We start from the raw sequence: 20,741 nt of genomic DNA, 5'->3' as shown, positions 1-20,741 counted from the left end.
CCTGGAGTGACGGCCGCAGGCCGTATCGGGGAAGGTTCGTCAGGCCTTCGTGAGGTGGCGGCCGATCACCAGCCGCTGGATCTGGTTGGTGCCCTCGACGATCTGCAGCACCTTGGCCTCGCGCATGAAGCGCTCGGCCGGGAAGTCCTGGGTGTAGCCGTAGCCGCCGAGCACCTGGACGGCGTCGGTGGTCACCCGCATCACCGTGTCGGTGCAGAACAGCTTGGCCATCGCCGCCTCCTTGGAGAACGGCCGGCCCGCGTCCCGCAGCCGCGCGGCGGACAGGTAGAGCGCGCGCCCGGCCTCGATCTGGGTGGCCATGTCGGCGAGCATGAAGGACAGGCCCTGGAACTCGGCGATCGGGCGGCCGAACTGGCTCCGGGTGCGGGCGTAGTCCACCGCGAGGTCGAGCGCGGCCTGGGCGACGCCGATCGCGCAGGCGGCGATGCCGAGACGGCCGGAGTCCAGCGCGGCGAGCGCGATCTGGAAGCCCTGGCCCTCCTCGCCGATCAGCCGGTCGCGGGAGACCCGGGCACCGTCGAAGTGCAGCTGGGCGGTCGGCGAGGAGCGCATGCCCATCTTGTGCTCCGGCGGCGCGGCCGACAGGCCCTGCTGGGTGCCGGGGACGAGCAGGCAGCTGATGCCCTTGGGGCCCTCGACGCCGGTGCGCACCAGGGCGCTGTAGAAGTCGGCCTGCCCGCCGTGGGTGATCCACGCCTTGGTGCCGTTGACGACGTACTCCTCGCCGTCCAGGTCGGCGCGGGTGCGCAGGGCGGCCGCGTCCGAGCCGGACTGCGGCTCGGAGAGGCAGTAGGCGCCGAGCTGCTCGCCGGAGAGCATGCCGGGCAGCCACTGCTCGCGCTGCTCGTCGCTGCCGAAGGTGGCCAGCGCGTGGCAGGACAGGGTGTGCACGCTGACACCGAGGCCGACGGCCAGCCAGCCGGCCGCGAGCTCCTCCAGCACCTGCAGGTACACCTCGTACGGCTGCTCGCCGCCGCCGTACTTCTCGTCGTACGGGAGGGACAGCAGGCCGGCCTCGCCGAGGGTGCGGAAGACCTCCCGGGGGAAGCGGCCGACGGCCTCGTCCTCCGCCGCGCGCGGCTGCAGCTCGCGCTGGACCAGGTCCCGGGTGAGGCTCAGCAGCTCGCGGGCCTCCTCGCTCGGCAGCTGGCGCTCCACGGCTTTCACGGGGGAGGGGGTCATGGCGGCGGTCGCCTCCTCGATCGGGCGCCGGACCGAGGGTGTCGGCTGGTCCGGCGCGGGGTGTGGCAGGTCTGCCCGACCGGCACCGGGTTTCGGTGAACGGCCGTTCACAGGCTTGGCGAAGGCGAGTATGCCCGAAACCCGCGCCGCCGTCACGACCAGCACAGATGAACTGTCCGCAGTGGTGGGCTACGGCACCGTAGGGTTGACGTTGTGGCTGTTTCCGGAACCCTCCCCTCCCCCCGTACGCCCGCGACCGGCGATCCGCTGACCTCGCTCGCCGCCGAGCTGCGCACGCTGCCGCCCTCCTGCGGACCGGTGCGGCTGGTCGCGGTGGACGGGCACGCGGGCTCCGGCAAGACGACCTTCGCCGGGCGGCTGGCGGCGGCGCTCGACGGGGCGCCGGTGGTCCACCTCGACGACCTGGCCACCCACACCGAGTACTTCGAGTGGACCGGGCGGCTGCGCGAGCAGGTGCTGGAGCCGCTGACGGCCGGCCGGGACGCCTCGTACCGGGTGTACGACTGGACGCTGCGCCGCTTCGCGACCACCGCCGCGGTGCCGGCCGCCCCTGTGGTGCTGGTCGAGGGGGTCGGCGCGGGGCGCCGGGAGGTGCGCCCCCGGCTGGCCCGGGTGATCTGGATGGAGCTGGACGCCGTCGCGGCCCGGCGGCGCGGCGAGGAGCGGGACGGTCCGGAACTGGCCGAGTTCTGGGCCGGCTGGGCGCGGGCGGAGGCGGCGCACTTCGCCGCCGACCCGAGCCGCCCGTACGCCGCCACGCGCGTGGACGGGGTGACCGGACGGATCCTGCCGGGCACCGTCGGTGAACCTTCAACAAGCCCTTGACCTGCGACATCACCAGGATCTAGGTTCTCCTCAGCCGCCGGAACGCACTGTTCCGGCCGCCTCGGACCCGACGTCCCCGGCTTGTTCCCCCGTGAGCCGGGGGCGTCGTCCGGCCCCCTCACACGTTGTGTCCCGCCGTCGGCGTTGCCCGGCTTTTCAGCCATCCGACCGCTCAACGACCGTGTGCACGATCCCATTTGACCCCGTACGGCACCCTTCCGGATCAGCCCCGCGCCGGTACGATTCCTGGCAGGCGCATATGCGCCCCGGGGGCTTCCGACCACCGGCCCGGCAACGCTGAGGCGAACCGCCGGCCGAGCCCCGGGCCACACCGCGGGGGGCGTGAGTGACGACGGTGGACAGTTCCGACAACACGGCGGGCGGCCCGGACCGGCTCGCCGACCGCGCCTGGCTGCGCGCCATGGACGCCTACACGGCCGGCGCCTACGCCCGCGCCGAGGAGGAGTTCCGGGCCGCCGTCCGGCTGGACCCGGGCATGGCCGACGCCTGGCTCGGCCTGCACGCCCTGCGCAGCGACACCTCGGCGGCACTGCTGGCCATGTACCACCACCAGAAGCGCTTCGGCGAGCAGCGGCGACTGCACCGGCGCCCGCTCAGCTCCTGGTACTGGCTGGGCTGGTGGGTGCAACCCGTCCTGGAGGACGCCCGCGACCTCGCGCTGGCGCACGCCTCGCACTGGCTGGACGGCCGCCACCTGGCCGAGCTGGACCGGGCGCTGGAGCAGTGCCCGGCGCCCAGCGAGGACCCGTCCGCCCAGTTCCTGTACGCCTGCCGCTCCTATCTGCTCAAGGACTGGGAGCAGCTGATCCGGGACACCGACCACCTGCTGGACGACCCGCTGCTGGGCACAGAGGCCGGGCTGTTCGCCGGGATGGCGCGGGTCCGCCTCGACATGTGCGCCCAGGCGCAGGCGCCGCTGGCCGCCTCGCTGGCGCGCTGCCGCTCCGAGCAGCCGCAGCGCAAGGAGCTGCGGTACTGGCTGGCCCGGGCGTACGAGGGGGCCGGACGCAGTGCGGCGGCACTGCCGCTGTACCGGGCGGTGCACCGGGCGGATCCGGCGTTCATGGACACCGCGACCCGGCTGGCGGCCATCGCGGCGGAGGACGCGCTCGCGGACGGCCTGCTGGCGGGCGGGCTCTCGGGCGGGGCGGAGACGACCGGGCCGGGGTACCGGGACGACACCGGATACGCCGAAGGGCCTTTCTACGGTGAGGAGTTCGGGACCGGGACGGCCGCGCCGGGAGGCGGGCCCTCGGTCGACGCGAGCCTGGTGGACGGCGTCACCGACGGCGTCGCGGACGGCATCACCGACGGCATGCCGGACGGCATCGCGGACGGCGCTCCGGCCGGGCCGACGGGCGGCAGCGCGCCGCAGGCGGCCGGGGAGCGGTCCGGCTCGGGCCTCCCGGCCGGCCCCGCCGCACCCGTCCCGCTGCCGGTCCGCGGCGCGGCGCAGCCCCGGGTCGCGCCCGAGCCCGCGCCCGCCCAGCCGGAGGGCGACGAGCGGGAGTTGGACGCGGCACTGGCCGAACTCTCGCTGATGGTGGGCCTGGAGCCGGTGAAGCGGCAAGTACGGGCGCTCTCGGCCCAGTTGCGAATGAGCCGGCTGCGCGCCGAACAGGGCCTGCCGGTCCAGCCGCCGAAGCGGCACTTCGTCTTCTCCGGCCCCTCCGGCACCGGCAAGACCACCGTGGCGCGGATCCTCGGCCGGGTCTTCCACGCCCTCGGCCTGCTCTCCGGCGACCACCTGGTGGAGGCCCAAAGAGCCGACCTGGTCGGGGAGTTCCTCGGCCAGACAGCCGTCAAGGCGAACGACCTGATCGACTCCGCGCTGGACGGCGTGCTGTTCATCGACGAGGCGTACAGCCTCTCCAACTCCGGCTACACCAAGGGCGACGCGTACGGCGACGAGGCGCTGCAGGTGCTGCTGAAGCGGGCCGAGGACAACCGGGACCGGCTGGTGGTGATCCTGGCCGGCTACCCCGAGGGGATGAACCGGCTGCTCGCCACCAACCCCGGCCTCAACTCCCGCTTCACCACCCGGGTCGACTTCCCCAGCTACCGCCCGAACGAGCTGACCGCGATCGGCGCGGCACTGGCCGGCCGGGACGGCGACGGCTGGGACGACGACGCGGCCGAGGAGCTGGCCAGCATCTGCACCCACGTGGTGCGCGAGGGCTGGATCGACGAGCTGGGCAACGGCCGGTTCATCCGCACCCTGTACGAGAAGTCCTGCGCCTACCGGGACCTGCGGCTGTCGCTGCTGCGCGAGCCGCCGGGCCGGGAGGACCTGGCGACGCTGCGACTCCCGGACCTGGTGCAGGCCTACGGGGAGCTGATCGACGGCCGGGGCTGACGACCGGTTCCCCCTCCCACCCGCTCCCCTACGACGCGCTCCCCCTACGACCTCACCCCTGGAGCAGCCTCGCCTCGCGCTCAGGGTCGAGCCCGACGTTCGGCCGGTCGGCGCGCAGGGGGGCGTCGCCGCCGATGGAGCGCAGCCAGGCCCAGGTGTCCTCGACCGTCTCGGCGACCGGGCGGCAGCGCAGCCCGGCGTCGACCGCGCGGGCGACCGAGGCACCGTGCAGGAAGTCGTACAGCTCGCCGGGCGGGAGCCAGATCGGCAGCTCGGTCCACGGCTCGACGCCCGCCGCGAGGATCCGCTCCGGGTCGGTCCAGCGCAGCTCGGCGTCCGAGCCGGTGACCCGGACGCAGGCCGCCAGCAGTTCGCCCATGGTGCTGTGGCCGGCGGGGCTGACCACGTTGTACGGGCCGCTCAGGCGGGCCGCCACCGCGTCCAGGGTCCAGATCGCGAGGTCGCGGGCGTCGATGTACTGCAGCGCCGTGTCGCGCGGGCCGGGGGCGAGCACCGGTCCGCCGCGGGCGATCCGGTTCAGCCACCAGGGCAGTCGGCCGATGTTCTCGTACGGGCCGAGGATCAGCCCGGCGCGGACCAGCAGGGCGCGCCCGCCGTACTCCGCCTCCAGGGCCAGTTCGGCGCCGCGCTTGGCCTCGGCGTAGGCCACCGCGCCGGTCAGGTCCGGGGAGGAGGGGACCACCGGCGCCGTCTCGTCCGCCCCGGCCCGCAGCGGGTGGTCGTACACCGACCGGCTGGAGACGTACGCGTAGTGGCCGACCCGGCCGGCCAGCCGCCGGGCGCTGTCGCGCACCGCCGCCGGGGCCCAGGACCAGGTGTCCACCACCGCGTCCCACTCCCCCGTGGCGAGCGCCGCCAGGCCGTCCCCGGCCGTGCGGTCGCCCGCCAGCACCCGCACGCCCTCGGGCGCGGGCCGGGTACCGCGGTTGAGGGCGGTCACCTCCCAGCCCCTGGCCACGGCCTCCTCGGCGACGGCGCGTCCGACGAACTCGGTTCCACCCAGCAGCAGAAGTCTCATGCCGACCACCCTGCTCCGAGGGTGGCCGACATGGGAACCGCTGAACGCTCTGGGCGGAATCGCCGCGGGCGGACACGCCGTCAGCGAAAGCGGGAACCTCAGGCGGTGGTGCGGTGGTCGGGGTCGTGCATCTCGCCGACCAGCTCCTCCAGCACGTCCTCCAGCATCACCACGCCCGTCGTGCGGCCGTCCTGGTCCAGCACGGCGGCCAGGTGGCAGGTGGCCCGGCGCATCGCGCCGAGGGCGTCGTCCAGCGGGAGGCCGCCGCGCAGCACCGTGATCGGCCGCCACAGGCGGGCCGGGACGGGCGCCGACGGGTCCTCCACGTCGAGGATGTCCTTGAGGTGGAGGTACCCGAGGTAGCCGTGGCCGGCCGGGTCGCCGTCGGTGACCGGGAAGCGCGAGAAGCCGGTGCGCAGGGCGAGCGCCTCGACCTCGGCGGCGGTCATCTTGGGGTCCACGGTGACCAGTTCCTCGGGCCGCAGCAGCACGTCGGTGACCGGTCGCCGGCCCAGCTCCAGGGCGTCCTCCAGGCGCTCCTGCCGATCCTCGTCGAGCAGGCCGGCGTCCCGGGAGTCGACCAGCAGGTACATCAGCTGCTCGGTGGTGAAGACCGATTCGACCTCGTCCTTGGGCTCGACCCGGAACAGCCTCAGCACGCCGTTGGCGGAGGCGTTGAGCAGCCGGATCACCGGGGCGAGCCAGCGGGCCAGCCGGTCCAGCGGCGGGCCGAGCCAGAGCGCGGCCTTCTCCGGTCCGGCCATGGCCATGTTCTTCGGCACCATCTCGCCCATCACCATGTGGAGGAAGACCACGACGGCGAGCGAGATCCCGTAGGAGAGCGGGTGCATCAGGCCGGACGGGACGCCGATCGCATGGAACGGACCCTCCAGCACGGCGGCGATGGTCGGCTCGGCGAGCGCACCGAGGCCCAGCGAGCAGACGGTGATGCCGAGCTGGGCGGCGGCCAGCATCGCGGAGACGTTGGACAGCGCGTGCAGCACGACGCGGGCGCGCTTGTGCCCGGCCTCGGCGAGCGGCTCGATCTGGCTGCGACGCACCGAGACGACGGCGAACTCGGCGCCGACGAAGAAGGCGTTGCCGAGCAGCAGCAGGAGGGCGAGGCCCAGTTGCAGCACGGTCATCGGGTCCCCTCCTCGTCCTCGCCGAACAGCGCGGACACGGAGGTGCGCTCCACCCGGACCTGGCTGGTGCGGTGCCGGTCGACGCCGGTCACGGTGAACCGCCAGCCGGGGAGCCCGGCCTGCTCGCCCACCTCGGGGAGCTTGCCGAGCAGGTCGGCGACCAGGCCGGCCAGGGTCTCGTACGGGCCGTCGGGGGCGTTCAGGCCGATGGTCTCCAGCTGGTCGAGCCGGGCGCGGCCGTCGGCCTCCCAGGCGGGCCGGCCGTCGACGGCCGGCAGCGGAAGCAGCTCGGGCCGGTCGGCCGGGTCGTGCTCGTCCTGCACCTCGCCGACGATCTCCTCGACGATGTCCTCGACGGTGACGACGCCGGCGGTGCCGCCGTACTCGTCGACCACGATGGCCATCGGCTGGAGGCGGCGCAGCTGGTCGAGCAGCCGTTCGGCGGGCAGGGTCTCGGGCACCAGCAGCGGCGGCGAGGTCAGCTCGGCCACCCGCACCAGGCCGCGCCGGGCGGCCGGGACGGCCAGGGCGTCCTTGAGCGTCACGATGCCGGTGACCTCGTCCAGGCTGTCGCTGTAGACCGGGAAGCGGGACAGGCCGGTGGCCCGGGTCAGGTTGATGACGTCGGAGGCGGTGGCGTCGCGCTGGAGGGCGGAGACGTCGACCCGCGGGGTCATCACGGACTCCGCGGTCAGCTCGCCGAGACCCAGGGTGCGGACGAACAGGGCCGCCGACTCCTCGTCTATCGCGCCGGCCTTGGCCGAGTGACGGGCCAGCGAGACCAGCTCGGCCGGGGTCCGGGCGTGCTCCAACTCCTCGTGCGGCTCGATGCCGAAGGCCCGGACGGTCTTGTCGGCGGCGCCGTTCAGGAACCTGATCAACGGGCGGCAGACGAAGGAGAAGGCCATGTGCGGGGCGGCGACCGCGCGGCCCACCTGGAGCGGGCGGGAGATCGCCCAGTTCTTCGGGACCAGCTCGCCGATCACCATCTGGACGACGGTCGCCAGCACCATGCCGATCACCACTGCGGCGCCGCGGGCGACCGGGTCGGGCACGCCGATGCCCGCCATCACGGGCCGGAGCAGGGTCGACAGGGCCGGCTGCGCGAGCATGCCGACCACCAGCGAGGTGATGGTGATGCCCAGCTGGGCGCCGGAGAGTTCGAAGGAGAGGTGCCGCAGGGCCCTGGCGACCCGGCCGGACTTGGCGTCGCCGGCCGCGGCGGAGCGTTCCACCGCACCGCGGTCGGCGGTCACGAAGGCGAACTCGGCGGCCACGAAGAGGCCGTTGGCGAGGATCAGGAGAAGGGCTGCGAACAACAGCAGCCAGGCGGTGATCACAGTGCCGCCTGCCTTCCGGGGTTCGGAAGCGAGGCGGCGCAGGTACTACCGGACGGATCGTCCATCGAGGGGGAGAGTCACTCCTCAGGTCGGTTCGACTCGGGTCGCTTTCGGGCAGGACTGAATTTTTGCCCTGCTTTTACCAGCGTAGACCATACCTGTGCGACGACAGGAAGCGTGTTCGGGATCCGCCGGGCCGCGGCCCGCTCAGCCCTGGGCGCGGCTCTCGACCAGGTCGCGCAGCGCGCGGGCGTCCGCGATCGCCTGGGACTTGCCGACGCCGGACTGGATGCCGACCACCGCGAGCGAGGTGCCGTCGGAGAGGTCGAGGGTGGCCCACGGGTCGCCCTGGCGGAAGTTGACCCGGACGATCTCGGCCCAGGCGAGCCGGCGGCTGCGGACGAAGTTGACCACCGTCACGCCCTCCGCGTCCGCACGCACCCGGGGGCGGGCCAGCATGAGGCCCACGCAGGCGAACAGCACACCGCTGCCGATCATCATGATCCGGTCGTTGAGCTGCCAGTTCTCCGGCAGCAGGAAGGCCAGCACGGCGAACAGCACCACCAGCAGGGCGCAGACCGGCAGCAGCACCGCGCGGGTGCGGCGGGGCGCCCAGGTGACGGGGAACTGGACGGGCGGCGTGGACACGTGGGATCTCCGGTGGTTCTGGTGGCGGCGTGCGGCGCGCCGGGTGCTGACGGCCAGGATGCTGGCAGCGGGGTGCTGACGGCGAAGGGCGGGGACACCGTTCGGCGTCCCCGCCCCTATTGAACCGTTCTTTACTCGCGGCCTGCCGGGCAGGTCGTTGCCCGCGGTCCGGCGATCAGGCCGCGGACATGCCGTTGGAGCAGGCCGTTCGAGCAGGTCAGAGGCGGCAGGCGTGGATGTTGGTGACCAGGATGGCCCGGGCGCCGATGCTCCAGAGGTCGTCCATGATCTGCTGGGCCTCCTTGCGGAGCACCATCGAGCGGACGGCCACCCAGCCCTCGGTGTGCAGCGGGGAGACGGTCGGCGACTCCAGGCCGGGGGTGAGCGCCACGGCGGCGCTGACCTTCTCGGCGCGGATGTCGTAGTCCATCAGCACGTAGCGGCGGGCCACCAGCACGCCCTGCAGGCGGCGCAGGAACTGCTCCACCCGCGGGTCCTCGCCCGCACCCTTGGGGCGGATCACCACGGCGTCCGAGATCAGGATCGGCTCGCCGAAGACCTCCAGGCCGGCGTTGCGCAGGCTGGTGCCGGTCTCCACCACGTCGGCGATGACGTCGGCGACACCCAGCTGCACCGCGGTCTCGACCGCGCCGTCCAGCTTGGTGACCGTCGCCTTCACGCCGTGGTCGGCCAGGTGCTGCTCGACCAGGCCGGTGTAGGAGGTGGCGATCCGCAGGCCCTCCAGGCCCGTCACGTCCTTGACGTCCACACCCTCGGGGCGGGCGAAGCGGAAGGTCGACCCGGCGAAGCCGAGGGCGAGCACCTCCTCCGCGTTGGAGTGCGAGTCCAGCAGCAGGTCGCGGCCGGTGATGCCGACGTCGAGGCGGCCGGAGCCGACGTAGACGGCGATATCGCGCGGGCGCAGGAAGAAGAACTCGACCTCGTTGTTCGGGTCGACGAGGACGAGCTCCTTGGGGTCCTTCCGCTGGCGGTAGCCGGCCTCATGGAGCATCTCCGCCGCGGGACCCGAGAGCGAACCCTTGTTGGGGACGGCGATGCGCAGCATGGGAGGTTGCTTCCTTACCTGTTGGGAGGGGGGTGTGCTCGGGGAGCTCGAGGGTGAGGTTCAGAGGTACTTGTAGACGTCGTCGAGCGTCAGCCCGCGGGCGACCATCATCACCTGAAGGTGGTAGAGGAGCTGGGAGATCTCCTCCGCCGTCTGCTCGTCCGACTGGAACTCGGCGGCCATCCAGACCTCGGCGGCCTCCTCGACGACCTTCTTGCCGATCGCATGGACGCCCTGCTGGACGAGCTGCGCGGTACGGGAGGACGAGGGGTCGCCGGTGGCGGCCTTCTGCTGGAGCTCGGCGAAGAGCTCCTCGAATGTCTTCGAAGCCATGATGGGAATCACCATACGGCGTGCGAGCAGACCGGCGGTAAACGGTCCCGGACCGTGGACGGTCGAGTGGACGTCCACGGCCCGGGAACGGTCGCGTGCGGGTCAGGCGGTGGCGCGCAGCACCGCGGCGGTGGCCACGGCGGCGGTGACGGCCTCGTGGCCCTTGTCCTCGGCGGAGCCCGGCAGGCCGGCCCGGTCGAGCGCCTGCTCGTCGTTGTCGCAGGTCAGCACGCCGAAACCGACCGGGACGCCGGTGTCGACGCTGACCTGGGTGAGGCCGACGGCGGCCGCCTGGCAGACGTAGTCGAAGTGCGGGGTGCCGCCGCGGATGACCACGCCCAGGGCGATCACCGCGTCGTAGCCGCGCTCGGCGAGGCGCTTGGCGGCGACCGGCAGCTCGAAGGTGCCGGGCACCCGCAGCACGGTCGGCTCGGCGATGCCCAGCTCCTTGAGCGCGCGGTGGGCGCCGTCCAGCAGGCCGTTCATCACCGTGTCGTGCCACTGGGCCGCGACGACGGCGACCTTGAGGTCGGCGGCGCCGTCGATGGTCAGCTCGGGGGCTCCGTGGCCGCTCATGTCGTTACTTCCGTTCCTTGGTGTGGGTCGTTGCGAGTCTCGGCTGCCGGGCCCGCGGGTGTCGGGAGCCCGGGCGTGCGTCGGTCAGGAGCCCAGGCCGGGCAGGTCGTGGCCCATCCGGTCGCGCTTGGTGCGCAGGTAGCGCAGGTTGTGCTCGCCCGGCGCGATCTCGACCGCCTCGCGCCCCTTGACCTTGAGGCCGTGCTCGGTGAGCGCGGTCAGCTTCTGCGGGTTGTTGGTGAGCAGGGTGAGCGAGCGGACGCCGAGGTCCACCAGCATCTGCGCCGCGATGCTGTAGTCGCGGGCGTCGGCGGGCAGGCCGAGGTCCAGGTTGGCGTCCACGGTGTCGCGGCCCTGCTCCTGGAGCTCGTACGCGCGCAGCTTGTGGGCCAGGCCGATCCCCCGGCCCTCGTGGCCGCGCAGGTAGAGCACCACGCCGCGGCCGGCCTCGGCGACCCGCTGCAGCGAGGCCTCCAGCTGCGGGCCGCAGTCGCAGCGCAGCGAGCCGAAGACGTCGCCGGTCAGGCACTCGGAGTGGACCCGGACCAGGACGTCCTCGCCGTCCGGCAGCTGTCCGTCCGCGTCGAGGCCGCCGGCCACCAGGGCGATGTGCTCGACGCCGTCGATGGTGCCCCGGTAGCCGACCGCGGTGAACTCGCCGTGGGTGGTGGGCAGGGCGGTGACGGCGGCCCGGTCGACGTGCAACTCGGTGCGGCGGCGGTAGGCGATCAGGTCCTCGATGGAGATGATCGCGAGGCCGTGCTCACGGGCGAAGGCGACCAGCTCGGGCAGCCGGGCCATGGTGCCGTCGTCGTTGACCACCTCGGCGATCGCGCCGGCCGGCGCCAGCCCGGCGAGCCGGGCCAGGTCGACGGCGGCCTCGGTGTGGCCGGGGCGGACCAGCACGCCGCCCTCGACGGCGCGCAGCGGGAAGACGTGGCCGGGGCGGGTCAGGTCCCCGGGCTCGGTGCCGGGCGAGGAGAGCAGCCGTACGGTGCGGGCGCGGTCGGCGGCGGAGATGCCGGTGTCGACCCCCTCACGGGCGTCCACCGAGACGGTGTACGCGGTGCCCTTGCGGTCCTCGTTGACCTGGGTCATCGGCGGGAGCTTGAGGCGGTCCAGCTCCTCGCCGGTCATCGGGGCGCAGATCACGCCGGAGCTGTAGCGGATGGTGAAGGCCATCAGCTCGGGGGTGGCGGCGGAGGCGGCGAAGACGATGTCGCCCTCGTTCTCGCGGTCCTCGTCGTCGACCACGATCACCGCGCGACCGAGCGCGATGTCGGCGATCGCCCGCTCGACGGGGTCGAGGACGAGCTCTTCACCGATGCCGCTCTCGAAGGTCTGGTTCTCGGTCATGCCGTGACTCCCTGCGGGACGTTGGTGGACGTGACTCGCGGCTCACGGGTGCTCAGCCACCAGGAGCGCAGGCCGAGCAGCACCAGGACGAAGTAGATCGAGTAGGTGAGGCCGGAGAAGGTGTAGCCGCTGTTGAAGGCGAACGGGACGCCGACCGCGTCGACGGCGATCCAGGCGAACCAGAACTCCAGCCAGCCGCGCGCCTGGGCGACCATCGCGGCGAGCGTGCCGACGAAGATGTAGGCGTCCGACCAGGGGCTCCAGGACAGACTGGGGTAGGCGGTGAACAGTGTCGCCAGGGCGACGGTGCCCACCGCGGTGCCGGCCACCAGGGCGGCCCGCTCGGGCCAGCTGGCGAACCGTACGGCGATGGTGCCGGTGTCGCGGCGGCCGCGGTTCCACTGCGTCCAGCCCCAGGCGGCGGTGACGATGACGATCAGCTGCTTGCCGATCAGGCCGGGGACGTGGCCCCCGAGGTAGGCGGTGATCAGCACGACGCCGGACAGGAGTTGGACCGGCCAGCTCCACACCGAGCGGCGCCAGCCGAGCGCGAGGCCGCCGAGGCCGAACAGGTTGCCGATCATGTCGGCCCACTTCACGTGCTCACCGAGGACGGTGAACGCCTCTCCGCTGAGCCAGCTCACTTGGACTCCCCCGTGATGTGCTCCAGGTCCGGCAGGGTCGGCAGCGCGCGCGATTCGAGCAGCCGCTCCACGTACTTGGCGAGCACGTCCACCTCGAGGTTGACGCTCTCGCCGGTGGTCTTGGCGCCGAGCGTGGTCAGCGCGAGGGTGGCCGGGATGAGGCTGACGGTGAAGCTGTCGCGGGCCGCCTCCACCACGGTGAGGCTGACGCCGTCGACCGTGATCGAGCCCTTCTCCACCAGGTAGCGGGAGATCGACTCCGGCAGCGAGAAGCGCAGCACCTCCCAGCGCAGGTTGCCGTCCGCGTCGCGCTCGCCGGGCTCGCGGCTCAACAGCCGCCCGGTGGCGTCGACATGGCCCTGCACCAGGTGGCCGCCGAGGCGGGCGCCGAGCGCCATGGCGCGCTCCAGGTTGACCCGGGAGCCGGGCTTCAACTCGCCCAGGCTGGAACGGTGCAGCGTCTCGGCCATCACGTCGGCGCTGAACTCGCCGGTCTCGGCGGCCAGTTGCTCGGGGCTGTCGACGACGGTCAGGCAGACGCCGTTGACCGCGATGGAGTCGCCGTGCCGCGCACCGGAACAGACCACCGGGCCGCGCAGGCGGATTCGCGAGGAGTCGCCGATCTCCTCGATCGACACGACCTCGCCGAGCTCTTCGATGATGCCGGTGAACACCCGGGTCTCCTCGCGCTTGGGGCGCGGACTCCGGGGCGGCAGAGGGAGATGACACGGACGGGCAACGGTGCGCGAACCCGCGGACACGACCCGTCGCCGGGGTGCCGGAGCCGCCGGGAGATCGCTCGCCCGGCCCGGGAGAGACCTCTCCCGTCGTTCACCTGACCGCGGTCCGGGCCGGTCCGGTTTCTCCGGTTCCGATGGACCACGGGTACTGCTCTTCGTCCGCCCGCGCACGCCTCCCATCCGGACTTTAACCGTCGGTCCAGGAATTTCACCTGGTCAACCGGCCGCTGGCTGCGGACGGGTCGCGGACTGTAACCGCCGGTTCGGATTTTCACCGACCCCGGAGTGCGCTGAACGTCACTGCTGTTGACGTCATTCTGCCACGCGCGGTGCGAGCCCAGGGAGGGTCTTCGACTGTGGTCTGTTTCACGGTCGGCGCGGGGAATGCACGGCGGGGTGGCGGGCGCTGGTTCCGGGCCCGCTGGTGCGGGGACCTGGTGGCGCGATCGGGCGGCACCCGGCGGACGGGATCCACCCGGTGCCGTTGTCCGCGTAGGACCCCGGTGTGCGAGGGCCCCTCGGCTTCCGAGGGCCTCTCGGTGTTCTAGGGCGTTCTAGGGCTTCTCGGTGTTCGAGGGCCCCTCGGTGGTCGACGAGCGGCGCAAGGCCCTGGTGTTCGGGGTCGGCGGTTCAGAGGGTGGCGGGTGCGGCGATCGACAGGAAGTGGGTGACCTCCGGGGGGTGCGCGAGAAAGCACAGTTCGCCCTCCGCCCCGACCGGCCGGATCCGCCACATCGGCCCGGCGTAGCCGCGCAGGGCCTCCTCGTCGCGCCAGCGACTCACCACGAGCACCCGGTGCCCGCCCTCGGTCACCGAGCGCAGCAGCTCGCCGCCGAGGCAGCCGTCCGTACGCCCCAGCTGCGGGATCACCTGGGTGGTCAGGTGCGCGCAGAACTCCTCGATGCGATCGGACACGACCTGCCCGGCCCAGATTCTGACGATCACGACCACCACCTCCGGCTGGCTGGAGTCCCTGGCCCCATTATCAGCGGAAAACCGCTGGTGGGGAGGGGTACGGCGGCACTTTCACGGACAGTTGGGGACGCGACGGCGGGCGGCCGGGGCGGCGGTGCGGGACGGAGCCGGTCGCGGATCGCGGCCCGGGGTGTGGTGAAGGACTCCGGCTCGGCCTCCCCGGAGTCCCGTACATTCCCGGTATGACCACCACACCGGATGCTGCCGTACCGTCAACCACCGCTCCGGACGCGCCGAACCGCCTGTTCGCCGCCCTCAGCGCGGGCGCCCTCACCGAGCCGGCCCAGCTGCGCGAGATCTACGAGCAGCCGGGCGATCACGCACGCCGCAAGCAGGTCGACCGCCTGCACGAGGTCGCCCAGCGGCTGATCGCGTGCTCCTCGCTGGTCTTCGTCGCCAGCTCCGACGCCGCCGGGCGCTGTGACGTCTCCCCGCGTGGCGGGCCGGCCGGGCTGGTCTCGGTGCTCGACGAGCACACCCTGGCCATACCGGACGCCACCGGCAACAAGCGCCTGGACACCCTGCACAACATCCTGGAGAACGGCCGCGTCGGGCTGCTCTTCGTCGTGCCGGGCCGGGACACCACGCTGCGGGTCAACGGGCTGGCCTGCGTCTCGACCGACCCGGAGCTGCTGAGCCGGCTGACGGCGGTCGGCAAGCCGCCGCGCAGCGCGATCGTGGTGGCGGTGGAGGAGGTGTACGCGCACTGCCCGAAGGCGCTCCTGCGCGGGTCGGCGTGGAAGCCGGAGAACTGGCTCGCCAAGGACACTCAGCCGAGTTCGGCGGAGGTCACGCTGTCGCACCTGCGGGACGAGTCGCTGACGATCGGGATCATCGAGCAGACGGAGCGGGAGGCGCTGCTGTACCGGTACGAGTAGGGGCACGGGTCGCGCCGCGTTGATCGCTCCCCCGCCGCACCGTGCGTCCGGGGCGGGGGCGGGCTGGGCGGGCACCCGCTCGGCGGCCGGACGGGTGACGTCGGGCGGGCCGGGGTTCGCAGGGGTGCCGGGGCCGCCGCCGCTCGCTTGAATGGACGGATGGACTGCGTGTTCTGTGCGGTGGTGGCGGGCGAGGAGCCCGCGCACCGGGTGCTGGACGACGAGGCGGCGGTGGCCTTCCTGGACCGCCGGCCGCTGTTCCCGGGCCATGTGCTGGTCGTACCGCGCGCCCACCATCGGACCCTGGCGGACCTGCCGCCGGCCGAGGTCGGGCCGTTCTTCCTGCGGGTGCAGCGGGTGGCGGCGGCCGTCGAGCGGGGGCTGGGCGCGGCCGGCAGTTTCGTGGCGGCGAACAACCGGATCAGCCAGTCGGTGCCGCACCTGCACGTCCATGTGGTGCCGCGCAATCCGAAGGACGGGCTGCGCGGGTTCTTCTGGCCGCGGGGGAAGTACCCCGACGAGGCGGGGGCGGCGGAGGTCGCGGCCCGGCTGCGGGCGGCGCTCGGGGAGCCGTAGCCGGCCGCGAGGGTGGCCACGCCGTGGTGTCCGTACCGTGGTGTCCGTACCGTGCGGAGAGCAGCGGGGCGTACATCCGGAGGAGCAGCGGGAGGGGGTCGAAATCGGCTTCCAGGCGGACGAATTCGCAGGTCGGGGCGGCCTAGGCTGATGGCCATGGAAGAACTCGTCAGCCTCGTGCAGCAGACCGCCGACCGGCTCGCGGGCCAGCACGTCGGCGCGGTGGTCGCCGGGCTGGCCGACGGCGCCGTGGAGATCCACGGCGCCGGGCGGACCGGTCCGGGCGGCGGTGTGCCCGGACCGCACACCCTGTTCGAAATCGGTTCCGTCACCAAGGTGTTCACCTCGCTCGTACTCGCGCGACTGGCCCTGGACGAGGCGGTGGGGCTCGACGAGCCGCTCGCGGAGGTGCTCGCGGACACGCCGACCGTCCCGGTGCGGGGCGGGCAGCCGGTCACCCTGCGGCACCTCGCCACCCACACCTCGGGGCTCCCCCGGCTGCCGAGGGGCATCGCCGCGCGGGCGCTGCTCATGCCCAACAGGCCGGATCCGTACGCCGGTTGCACAGCCGAGGCGGTACTGCGCGGGCTCGCCAGGACGCGGTTGCGGGCCGCGCCCGGGCGCAGCTTCCGCTACTCCAACCTCGGGGTCGGGCTGCTCGGGCTGGCCCTCGCCCAGCGGGCCGGCACCGGGTACGGGGAACTGGTGGCGCGCGAGGTCTGCGAGCCGCTGGGGCTCACGGACACCTGCCTGCGGCCGGGCGAGGAGCAGTCCGGGCGGCTGGCGCGCGGGCACGCGCCGGGCGGGCGGCCGGTGCCGTACTGGGACCTGGCGGCGATACCGGGCATGGGCGGGCTCCGCTCCACGGCCGCGGACCTCGCGGCGCTCCTGCGGGCCCAGCTGTCCGCCGGCCGCGAGCCGGACGGGCCGCTGGCGCCCGCGATCACGCTCACCCGGGACACCCGGCACCGGGTCAACCCGTTCGCCTGGACGCACCTCGGCTGGCTCGGGCACCGGCTGCACAGCCAGCAGGGCGGCCATCTGCAGCTGTGGCACAACGGGGGCACGGGCGGGTTCAGTTCCTTCGTCGCGTTCGATCCGGAGAAGCAGGTGGGGGTGGTGGTCCTGGCGAACACCCGGCGGTCGGTGGACCCGGCCGGGACGGCGCTGCTGCGGAGGCTGCAGCTCGGGCGTGTCTGACGATCCCTGCCGGGCGCGCGGATCGTCGGACACACCCGAGGCCGGCGCGGCGCGGCACTGACTGACCCCGCCCGTCCGCCTGCCCGTCCCCTAGGGGTCGCTCCGGACGCATCCCGGAAGGGATCAGTACACCGCTGAGGCGACGTCAATTCCCGTGCCCCCACACTACCTTCGGTCACATGAGCCGACTTCGCACAACCGCCGCCGCGGCAGCCTTGTTGCTCGCGCTGCCGCTGTCCGTCGCCGCCGCCGCACCGGCCCTGGCCGCGCCCGCCGCACCGGTCGCCGCCACGGCCGGCGACGGCGCCTCCGCCCCCAACGCCCTCCACCTCGAACTCCCGCGCCCGACCGGGCCGTACGCGGTCGGGCAGGAGGTCCTGCACTTGGTCGACGAGGACCGTCCGGACCCATGGGTCCCCTCCGCCGGGCCGCGTCAGCTGATGGTCACGATGTACTACCCCGCGCACGCCGGAACCGGCAGCCCGGCCCCGTACATGACCGCCGCGGCCGCCCGGATGCTGCTGGACGCCAAGCCCTTGACCAGCACCATCCCGACCGAGTCGGTCACCAACACCCGGACGTGGTCCAGCGTCGGCGCCCGCCCCCAGGGCGGCCACTACCCGCTGGTGGTGCTGTCACCCGGCTTCACCATGCCGCGCGCCTCGCTCACCAGCCTCGCCGAGGACCTGGGCAGCCGCGGGTACGTCGTGGCACTGGTCGACCACACCTACGAGAACACCGGGACCACCTTCCCCGACGGGCAGACGCTCCCCTGCGTGATGTGCGGCCAGCTCAAGACCCCGGAGGCCTGGAAGGGCCTGGACGAGAGCCGGGCGAAGGACGTCTCCTTCGTCATCGACCAGCTGACCGACCGCCCCCACCCGGCCTGGCGCTACGCCCGCATGATCGACCGCGACCGGATCGGCATGGCCGGCCACTCCGCCGGCGGCGCGGCCAGCGTCCCCGCACTGGTGACCGACGACCGGATCCAGGCCGGGGTGGACCTGGACGGCAGCATGGACTACCTGGTGCCCGAGTCCGGCATCGACGGCAAGCCGTTCCTGATGATCGGCCACTCGCTGGATGACGGCGTCGAGGACTCCAGCTGGACCGAGAGCTGGCCCCGGCTCGACGGCTGGAAGCGGTGGCTGAGCGTCGACGGCGCCAACCACGGCAGCTTCACCGACTTCCCGATGTTCTTCGACGCGCTCGGCATGCCCCAGGGCCCGGGCACCACCATGTCGGGCCGGCGCGGCGTGGAGCTCACCCGCCAGTACGTCGGGGCGTTCTTCGACCTCCAGTTGAAGGGCGTCAACCAGCCGCTGTTCGACGGGCCCACCGCCGCCAACCCGGAGGTCCGGTTCCACTCCTGACCCATGCTCCCCGCGAGGCCGTCGGCGACCCGCCGACGGCCTCGTCGGCATACGGGCCCCGGGCTCAAGTCCGGGGCCGGGTCCAGGCCCGGGCCTGGACCCGGACGTCGATCTAGGCCGCCGCCGAGGCGATCGGTTCGAGCAACAGGTGAGGGCGGACCAGGGCGCGGGAGACGGCGTCCTCGCGTCGGCCGACAGCGCGGGCGGGGTTGGGGCGCATGGCGACCTCGGCCGGCGGGACGGGCCCGCCGCCGCACTTCGGGCAGGCGCCGACGAGGTCCAGGTCGGTGCCGCAGGCGGCGTGCGCGAACAGGTGGTGCGGACCGCCCTCGGTGGCGTGCCGGCCGCCCCAGCGGCTCAACTGGTAGAGCGGGCCCCAGAGTTCGAGGCCGACCTCGGTGAGCAGGTAGCCGTGGCGCAGCGGAGCCTGCTGGTACGGCTCCTTGCGCAGCACCCCGGCCGCGACCAGGGCGTTCAGGCGCGCGGTGAGGACGGCGCGGGGGATGCCGAGGTGGGCGAGGAAGTCGTTGAACCGCTGTACGCCGTAGAACGCGTCGCGCACGATCAGCAGGCTCCAGCGCTCGCCGACCACCTCCAGCGCGCGGGCCAGTGCGCAGTCCTGCAGTTCGTAGTCGGTTCCCAGCGCCATGCGGGTCAGCGTAGTCCACCCGACCGGTGGGTTCAATGAACAGACCACAGGTGGTAGCGTGCCGTCGAGACGAAGGTTCATTCACCAGACCCATCGGTCCGCGCTCCGGAGGGAACACCCATGTCCCCCGCACCACCCGGCTCCTCCCCCGCCCCATCGGCCGTGCCCGTCCGGCCCGGCGCCACACTGGCCGTGACGGCGGCGGCGACCGCCCTGGTCACCGTCGCCTACACCGCCCCCACCGCCTCGCTCGCCGCCACTGCCCGGGCCGCCCACCTCGGCGCCTCCGGCCGCACCTGGATCCTCACCGGCACCCTGGTCGGTATCTCGGCACTGCTGCTCACCGCCGGCAGCGCCGCCGACGACCACGGCCGCAAGCGAGTCTTCACCTTCGGCGTGGCCCTGTTCGCCGCCGCCGAGGCCCTGGCCGCACTCGCCCCCGGCGGCGCCGTCTACCTGGCCGCCCGGGTGCTGCTCGGCATCGCCTCGGCCGCAGTCCTGGCACCCGCGCTCGGCCTGCTCAGCCACGCCCACCCGCCGGGGCCCGCCCGGATCCGGGCACTCGGGATCTGGGGCGCGGCCGTCGGCCTCGGCATCGCGGTCGGACCGGTCTACGGCGCGTTGGTCCAGCAATGGGCCGGCTGGCGCACGGTCGGCGGCGGACTCGCGGTGGTCTCGGCCGCCGTGGCCGCCTGCGCCGCCGTGTACCTCACCGAGTCACGGGCCGAGCAGCCCCGCGCGCTCGACCCGTACGGCGTGCTGACCCTCGCCGCCGGGACGTCCGTGCTGATCGCCGGACTGGCCGAGGGCCGCAGCGGCTGGGGGCGGTCGGTCGTGGTGGCGCTGCTCGCGGGCGGAGTGCTGCTGCTGGCGGCCTTCGCCGTGGTCGAGGCGAAGGTCCGCGAGCCGATGCTCGACCTCGCGCTGTTCCGCAGCCCCGGCTTCATCGCCGCGACCGGCGGGGCGCTGTTCACCGGGCTCTCGCTGGTCGGCTTCATGAGCTACCTGCCCACCCTGCTCCAGGGCGTGCTCGGCCTGTCCGGCCTGGCGGCGGGCGGCGTGCTCGCCCTGTGGTCGGGCCTGTCGGTGGTCTCCGCCCTCCAGGCCCGTCGGCTCGCAGCGCACCTGTCGGCCACCGCACAGGTCGCTCTCGGCCTGCTGGTCTGCGGCCTGGGCGAAGCCGGGCTGTACGGGCTCACCCCCGGCTCCTCCTGGCTCCGGCTGGCACCCGGCCTCGCGGTCGCGGGGATCGGCAGCGGCGTCCTCAACGCGGCCCTCGCCCGCCTGGCGGTCAGCAGCGTCCCGGCCCACCGCGCCGCGATGGGCTCGGGTGCCAACAACACCTCCCGCTACCTGGGTTCGGCCCTCGGCGTGGCCGTGACGGTCGCCGTCGCCGGCTCCGCCCGCGCCGCTGCCCCGGGCCCCGAGGCGGCCGCCCGCGCCCTCGCCACGGGCACCGACCGCGCCGTCCTGGTCGCCGCCACCCTCTGCCTCATCGGCGCCGTGCTCGCGGTCGCGGCCCGCCGCTCCGAGGCCCGCGACAAGACCCTCGCCGGACCGGAGCCGACGGCGCCGGCCCGGGAACGCGCCGCCACCCGGTGACCCGCGACCGGGAACGCCGAGGGCCCGCACCACCGGCGCCCTCCGGAGTCGCCGTCCCCTCCCTCATCGGCCCGGCACCGACGCTCACCATGCCGAGGCCCGCACCGGGCCGGCGGTCGCCGCGAGCGCGTCGACGGCGGGCCCCGGCACGGGCACGCGCGGGAAGCGGCCCAGG

General features: G+C 73.5%; 20 protein-coding genes and 1 riboswitch. Of the genes, 7 read left to right on the top strand and 13 right to left on the bottom strand.

Annotated features, from left to right (window positions below; translation table 11 throughout):
• Positions 1 to 39: 39 nt before the first annotated feature.
• Positions 40 to 1,203 carry an acyl-CoA dehydrogenase family protein gene (locus tag ACIRYZ_RS07925; RefSeq protein WP_402941054.1) on the bottom strand — a complete coding sequence of 388 codons (1,164 nt, stop codon included), beginning with the start codon at positions 1,201 to 1,203 and terminating at the stop codon, positions 40 to 42.
• Between the two features lie 213 nt (positions 1,204 to 1,416).
• On the opposite strand from ACIRYZ_RS07925, the gene ACIRYZ_RS07920 reads away from it, so the two are divergent.
• Both ACIRYZ_RS07920 and ACIRYZ_RS07915 read left to right on the top strand, forming a co-directional pair.
• Positions 1,417 to 2,049 (top strand): uridine kinase, encoded by a 633-nt coding sequence (locus ACIRYZ_RS07920; protein ID WP_402941052.1) that lies wholly within the window; start codon positions 1,417 to 1,419, stop codon positions 2,047 to 2,049.
• 421 nt (positions 2,050 to 2,470) lie between these two features.
• Positions 2,471 to 4,426 (top strand): AAA family ATPase, encoded by a 1,956-nt coding sequence (locus tag ACIRYZ_RS07915; protein ID WP_402941445.1) that lies wholly within the window; start codon positions 2,471 to 2,473, stop codon positions 4,424 to 4,426.
• A gap of 52 nt (positions 4,427 to 4,478) precedes the next feature.
• On the opposite strand, the gene ACIRYZ_RS07910 is transcribed toward ACIRYZ_RS07915, so the two are convergent.
• The 11 genes from ACIRYZ_RS07910 to ACIRYZ_RS07860 form a co-directional block, all read right to left on the bottom strand.
• A complete protein-coding gene (locus tag ACIRYZ_RS07910; protein WP_402941050.1) occupies positions 4,479 to 5,465 on the bottom strand; it encodes an NAD-dependent epimerase/dehydratase family protein in 987 nt (328 codons plus the stop codon).
• Positions 5,466 to 5,563: 98 nt separating this feature from the next.
• Positions 5,564 to 6,610: a hemolysin family protein gene (locus ACIRYZ_RS07905; RefSeq protein ID WP_402941048.1), complete on the bottom strand. Its 1,047-nt coding sequence runs from the start codon at positions 6,608 to 6,610 to the stop codon at positions 5,564 to 5,566.
• On the bottom strand, positions 6,607 to 7,950 hold the full coding sequence (locus tag ACIRYZ_RS07900) for a hemolysin family protein (RefSeq protein ID WP_402941045.1): 1,344 nt from the start codon (positions 7,948 to 7,950) through the stop codon (positions 6,607 to 6,609). Before ACIRYZ_RS07900 ends, ACIRYZ_RS07905 begins: the two co-directional genes overlap by 4 nt.
• 207 nt (positions 7,951 to 8,157) lie before the next feature.
• Positions 8,158 to 8,598, bottom strand: a complete 441-nt coding sequence (locus ACIRYZ_RS07895; protein WP_393028578.1) for a PH domain-containing protein — start codon at positions 8,596 to 8,598, stop codon at positions 8,158 to 8,160.
• A gap of 217 nt (positions 8,599 to 8,815) precedes the next feature.
• Entirely contained in the window at positions 8,816 to 9,664 is an 849-nt protein-coding gene (hisG, locus tag ACIRYZ_RS07890; RefSeq protein ID WP_380611313.1) for an ATP phosphoribosyltransferase, read from the bottom strand.
• Between the two features lie 60 nt (positions 9,665 to 9,724).
• Complete coding sequence (locus tag ACIRYZ_RS07885; protein WP_218200151.1) at positions 9,725 to 9,997, bottom strand: phosphoribosyl-ATP diphosphatase; 273 nt, start codon at positions 9,995 to 9,997, stop codon at positions 9,725 to 9,727.
• A gap of 102 nt (positions 9,998 to 10,099) precedes the next feature.
• A complete protein-coding gene (ribH, locus tag ACIRYZ_RS07880; protein ID WP_402941041.1) occupies positions 10,100 to 10,573 on the bottom strand; it encodes a 6,7-dimethyl-8-ribityllumazine synthase in 474 nt (157 codons plus the stop codon).
• An 84-nt stretch (positions 10,574 to 10,657) separates the two neighbouring features.
• A complete protein-coding gene (locus ACIRYZ_RS07875) occupies positions 10,658 to 11,929 on the bottom strand; it encodes a bifunctional 3,4-dihydroxy-2-butanone-4-phosphate synthase/GTP cyclohydrolase II (RefSeq protein ID WP_402941038.1) in 1,272 nt (423 codons plus the stop codon).
• On the bottom strand, positions 11,926 to 12,573 hold the full coding sequence (locus ACIRYZ_RS07870; protein ID WP_402941035.1) for a nicotinamide riboside transporter PnuC: 648 nt from the start codon (positions 12,571 to 12,573) through the stop codon (positions 11,926 to 11,928). Before ACIRYZ_RS07870 ends, ACIRYZ_RS07875 begins: the two co-directional genes overlap by 4 nt.
• Positions 12,570 to 13,247 carry a riboflavin synthase gene (locus tag ACIRYZ_RS07865; RefSeq protein WP_393028574.1) on the bottom strand — a complete coding sequence of 226 codons (678 nt, stop codon included), beginning with the start codon at positions 13,245 to 13,247 and terminating at the stop codon, positions 12,570 to 12,572. The genes ACIRYZ_RS07870 and ACIRYZ_RS07865 overlap by 4 nt, the downstream gene beginning before the upstream one ends.
• A gap of 230 nt (positions 13,248 to 13,477) precedes the next feature.
• Positions 13,478 to 13,605, bottom strand: a riboswitch (FMN riboswitch).
• 338 nt (positions 13,606 to 13,943) lie between these two features.
• Positions 13,944 to 14,258, bottom strand: a complete 315-nt coding sequence (locus ACIRYZ_RS07860; protein ID WP_393028573.1) for an antibiotic biosynthesis monooxygenase family protein — start codon at positions 14,256 to 14,258, stop codon at positions 13,944 to 13,946.
• A 212-nt stretch (positions 14,259 to 14,470) separates the two neighbouring features.
• Between ACIRYZ_RS07860 and ACIRYZ_RS07855 the strand changes: the two genes are divergently transcribed.
• From ACIRYZ_RS07855 to ACIRYZ_RS07840, 4 genes are all read left to right on the top strand, one after another.
• Positions 14,471 to 15,166: an MSMEG_1061 family FMN-dependent PPOX-type flavoprotein gene (locus ACIRYZ_RS07855; RefSeq protein WP_402941031.1), complete on the top strand. Its 696-nt coding sequence runs from the start codon at positions 14,471 to 14,473 to the stop codon at positions 15,164 to 15,166.
• 159 nt (positions 15,167 to 15,325) lie between these two features.
• A complete protein-coding gene (locus tag ACIRYZ_RS07850; RefSeq protein ID WP_393028571.1) occupies positions 15,326 to 15,742 on the top strand; it encodes an HIT family protein in 417 nt (138 codons plus the stop codon).
• A 156-nt stretch (positions 15,743 to 15,898) separates the two neighbouring features.
• Positions 15,899 to 16,942 (top strand): serine hydrolase domain-containing protein, encoded by a 1,044-nt coding sequence (locus ACIRYZ_RS07845; RefSeq protein ID WP_402941028.1) that lies wholly within the window; start codon positions 15,899 to 15,901, stop codon positions 16,940 to 16,942.
• A gap of 179 nt (positions 16,943 to 17,121) precedes the next feature.
• Positions 17,122 to 18,315 (top strand): alpha/beta hydrolase family protein, encoded by a 1,194-nt coding sequence (locus ACIRYZ_RS07840; protein ID WP_402941025.1) that lies wholly within the window; start codon positions 17,122 to 17,124, stop codon positions 18,313 to 18,315.
• Positions 18,316 to 18,427: 112 nt separating this feature from the next.
• Here the strand turns inward: ACIRYZ_RS07840 and ACIRYZ_RS07835 are convergent, their stop codons facing one another.
• Positions 18,428 to 18,964 (bottom strand): winged helix-turn-helix transcriptional regulator, encoded by a 537-nt coding sequence (locus ACIRYZ_RS07835; protein ID WP_402941022.1) that lies wholly within the window; start codon positions 18,962 to 18,964, stop codon positions 18,428 to 18,430.
• Between the two features lie 120 nt (positions 18,965 to 19,084).
• Here ACIRYZ_RS07835 and ACIRYZ_RS07830 point away from each other — a divergent pair, with 120 nt between their 5' ends.
• Complete coding sequence (locus ACIRYZ_RS07830) at positions 19,085 to 20,566, top strand: MFS transporter (RefSeq protein WP_402941020.1); 1,482 nt, start codon at positions 19,085 to 19,087, stop codon at positions 20,564 to 20,566.
• Positions 20,567 to 20,741 lie beyond the last annotated feature (175 nt).

It is taken from the genome of Kitasatospora sp. NPDC101155 (assembly GCF_044768305.1).
Taxonomy (GTDB): domain Bacteria; phylum Actinomycetota; class Actinomycetes; order Streptomycetales; family Streptomycetaceae; genus Kitasatospora.
This window is presented reverse-complemented; position numbering and strand designations above follow the sequence as displayed.

What these genes read in the sequence shown, in the direction of transcription:
- ACIRYZ_RS07925 (WP_402941054.1), bottom strand. Translation starts at nt 1,203, where the DNA reads ATGACCCCCTCCCCCGTGAAAGCCGTGGAGCGCCAGCTGCCGAGCGAG.
- ACIRYZ_RS07915 (WP_402941445.1), top strand. Translation starts at nt 2,471, where the DNA reads ATGGACGCCTACACGGCCGGCGCCTACGCCCGCGCCGAGGAGGAGTTC.
- ACIRYZ_RS07910 (WP_402941050.1), bottom strand. Translation starts at nt 5,465, where the DNA reads ATGAGACTTCTGCTGCTGGGTGGAACCGAGTTCGTCGGACGCGCCGTC.
- ACIRYZ_RS07905 (WP_402941048.1), bottom strand. Translation starts at nt 6,610, where the DNA reads ATGACCGTGCTGCAACTGGGCCTCGCCCTCCTGCTGCTGCTCGGCAAC.
- hisG (WP_380611313.1), bottom strand. Translation starts at nt 9,664, where the DNA reads ATGCTGCGCATCGCCGTCCCCAACAAGGGTTCGCTCTCGGGTCCCGCG.
- ACIRYZ_RS07885 (WP_218200151.1), bottom strand. Translation starts at nt 9,997, where the DNA reads ATGGCTTCGAAGACATTCGAGGAGCTCTTCGCCGAGCTCCAGCAGAAG.
- ribH (WP_402941041.1), bottom strand. Translation starts at nt 10,573, where the DNA reads ATGAGCGGCCACGGAGCCCCCGAGCTGACCATCGACGGCGCCGCCGAC.
- ACIRYZ_RS07875 (WP_402941038.1), bottom strand. Translation starts at nt 11,929, where the DNA reads ATGACCGAGAACCAGACCTTCGAGAGCGGCATCGGTGAAGAGCTCGTC.
- ACIRYZ_RS07855 (WP_402941031.1), top strand. Translation starts at nt 14,471, where the DNA reads ATGACCACCACACCGGATGCTGCCGTACCGTCAACCACCGCTCCGGAC.
- ACIRYZ_RS07850 (WP_393028571.1), top strand. Translation starts at nt 15,326, where the DNA reads ATGGACTGCGTGTTCTGTGCGGTGGTGGCGGGCGAGGAGCCCGCGCAC.
- ACIRYZ_RS07845 (WP_402941028.1), top strand. Translation starts at nt 15,899, where the DNA reads ATGGAAGAACTCGTCAGCCTCGTGCAGCAGACCGCCGACCGGCTCGCG.
- ACIRYZ_RS07840 (WP_402941025.1), top strand. Translation starts at nt 17,122, where the DNA reads ATGAGCCGACTTCGCACAACCGCCGCCGCGGCAGCCTTGTTGCTCGCG.
- ACIRYZ_RS07835 (WP_402941022.1), bottom strand. Translation starts at nt 18,964, where the DNA reads ATGGCGCTGGGAACCGACTACGAACTGCAGGACTGCGCACTGGCCCGC.
- ACIRYZ_RS07830 (WP_402941020.1), top strand. Translation starts at nt 19,085, where the DNA reads ATGTCCCCCGCACCACCCGGCTCCTCCCCCGCCCCATCGGCCGTGCCC.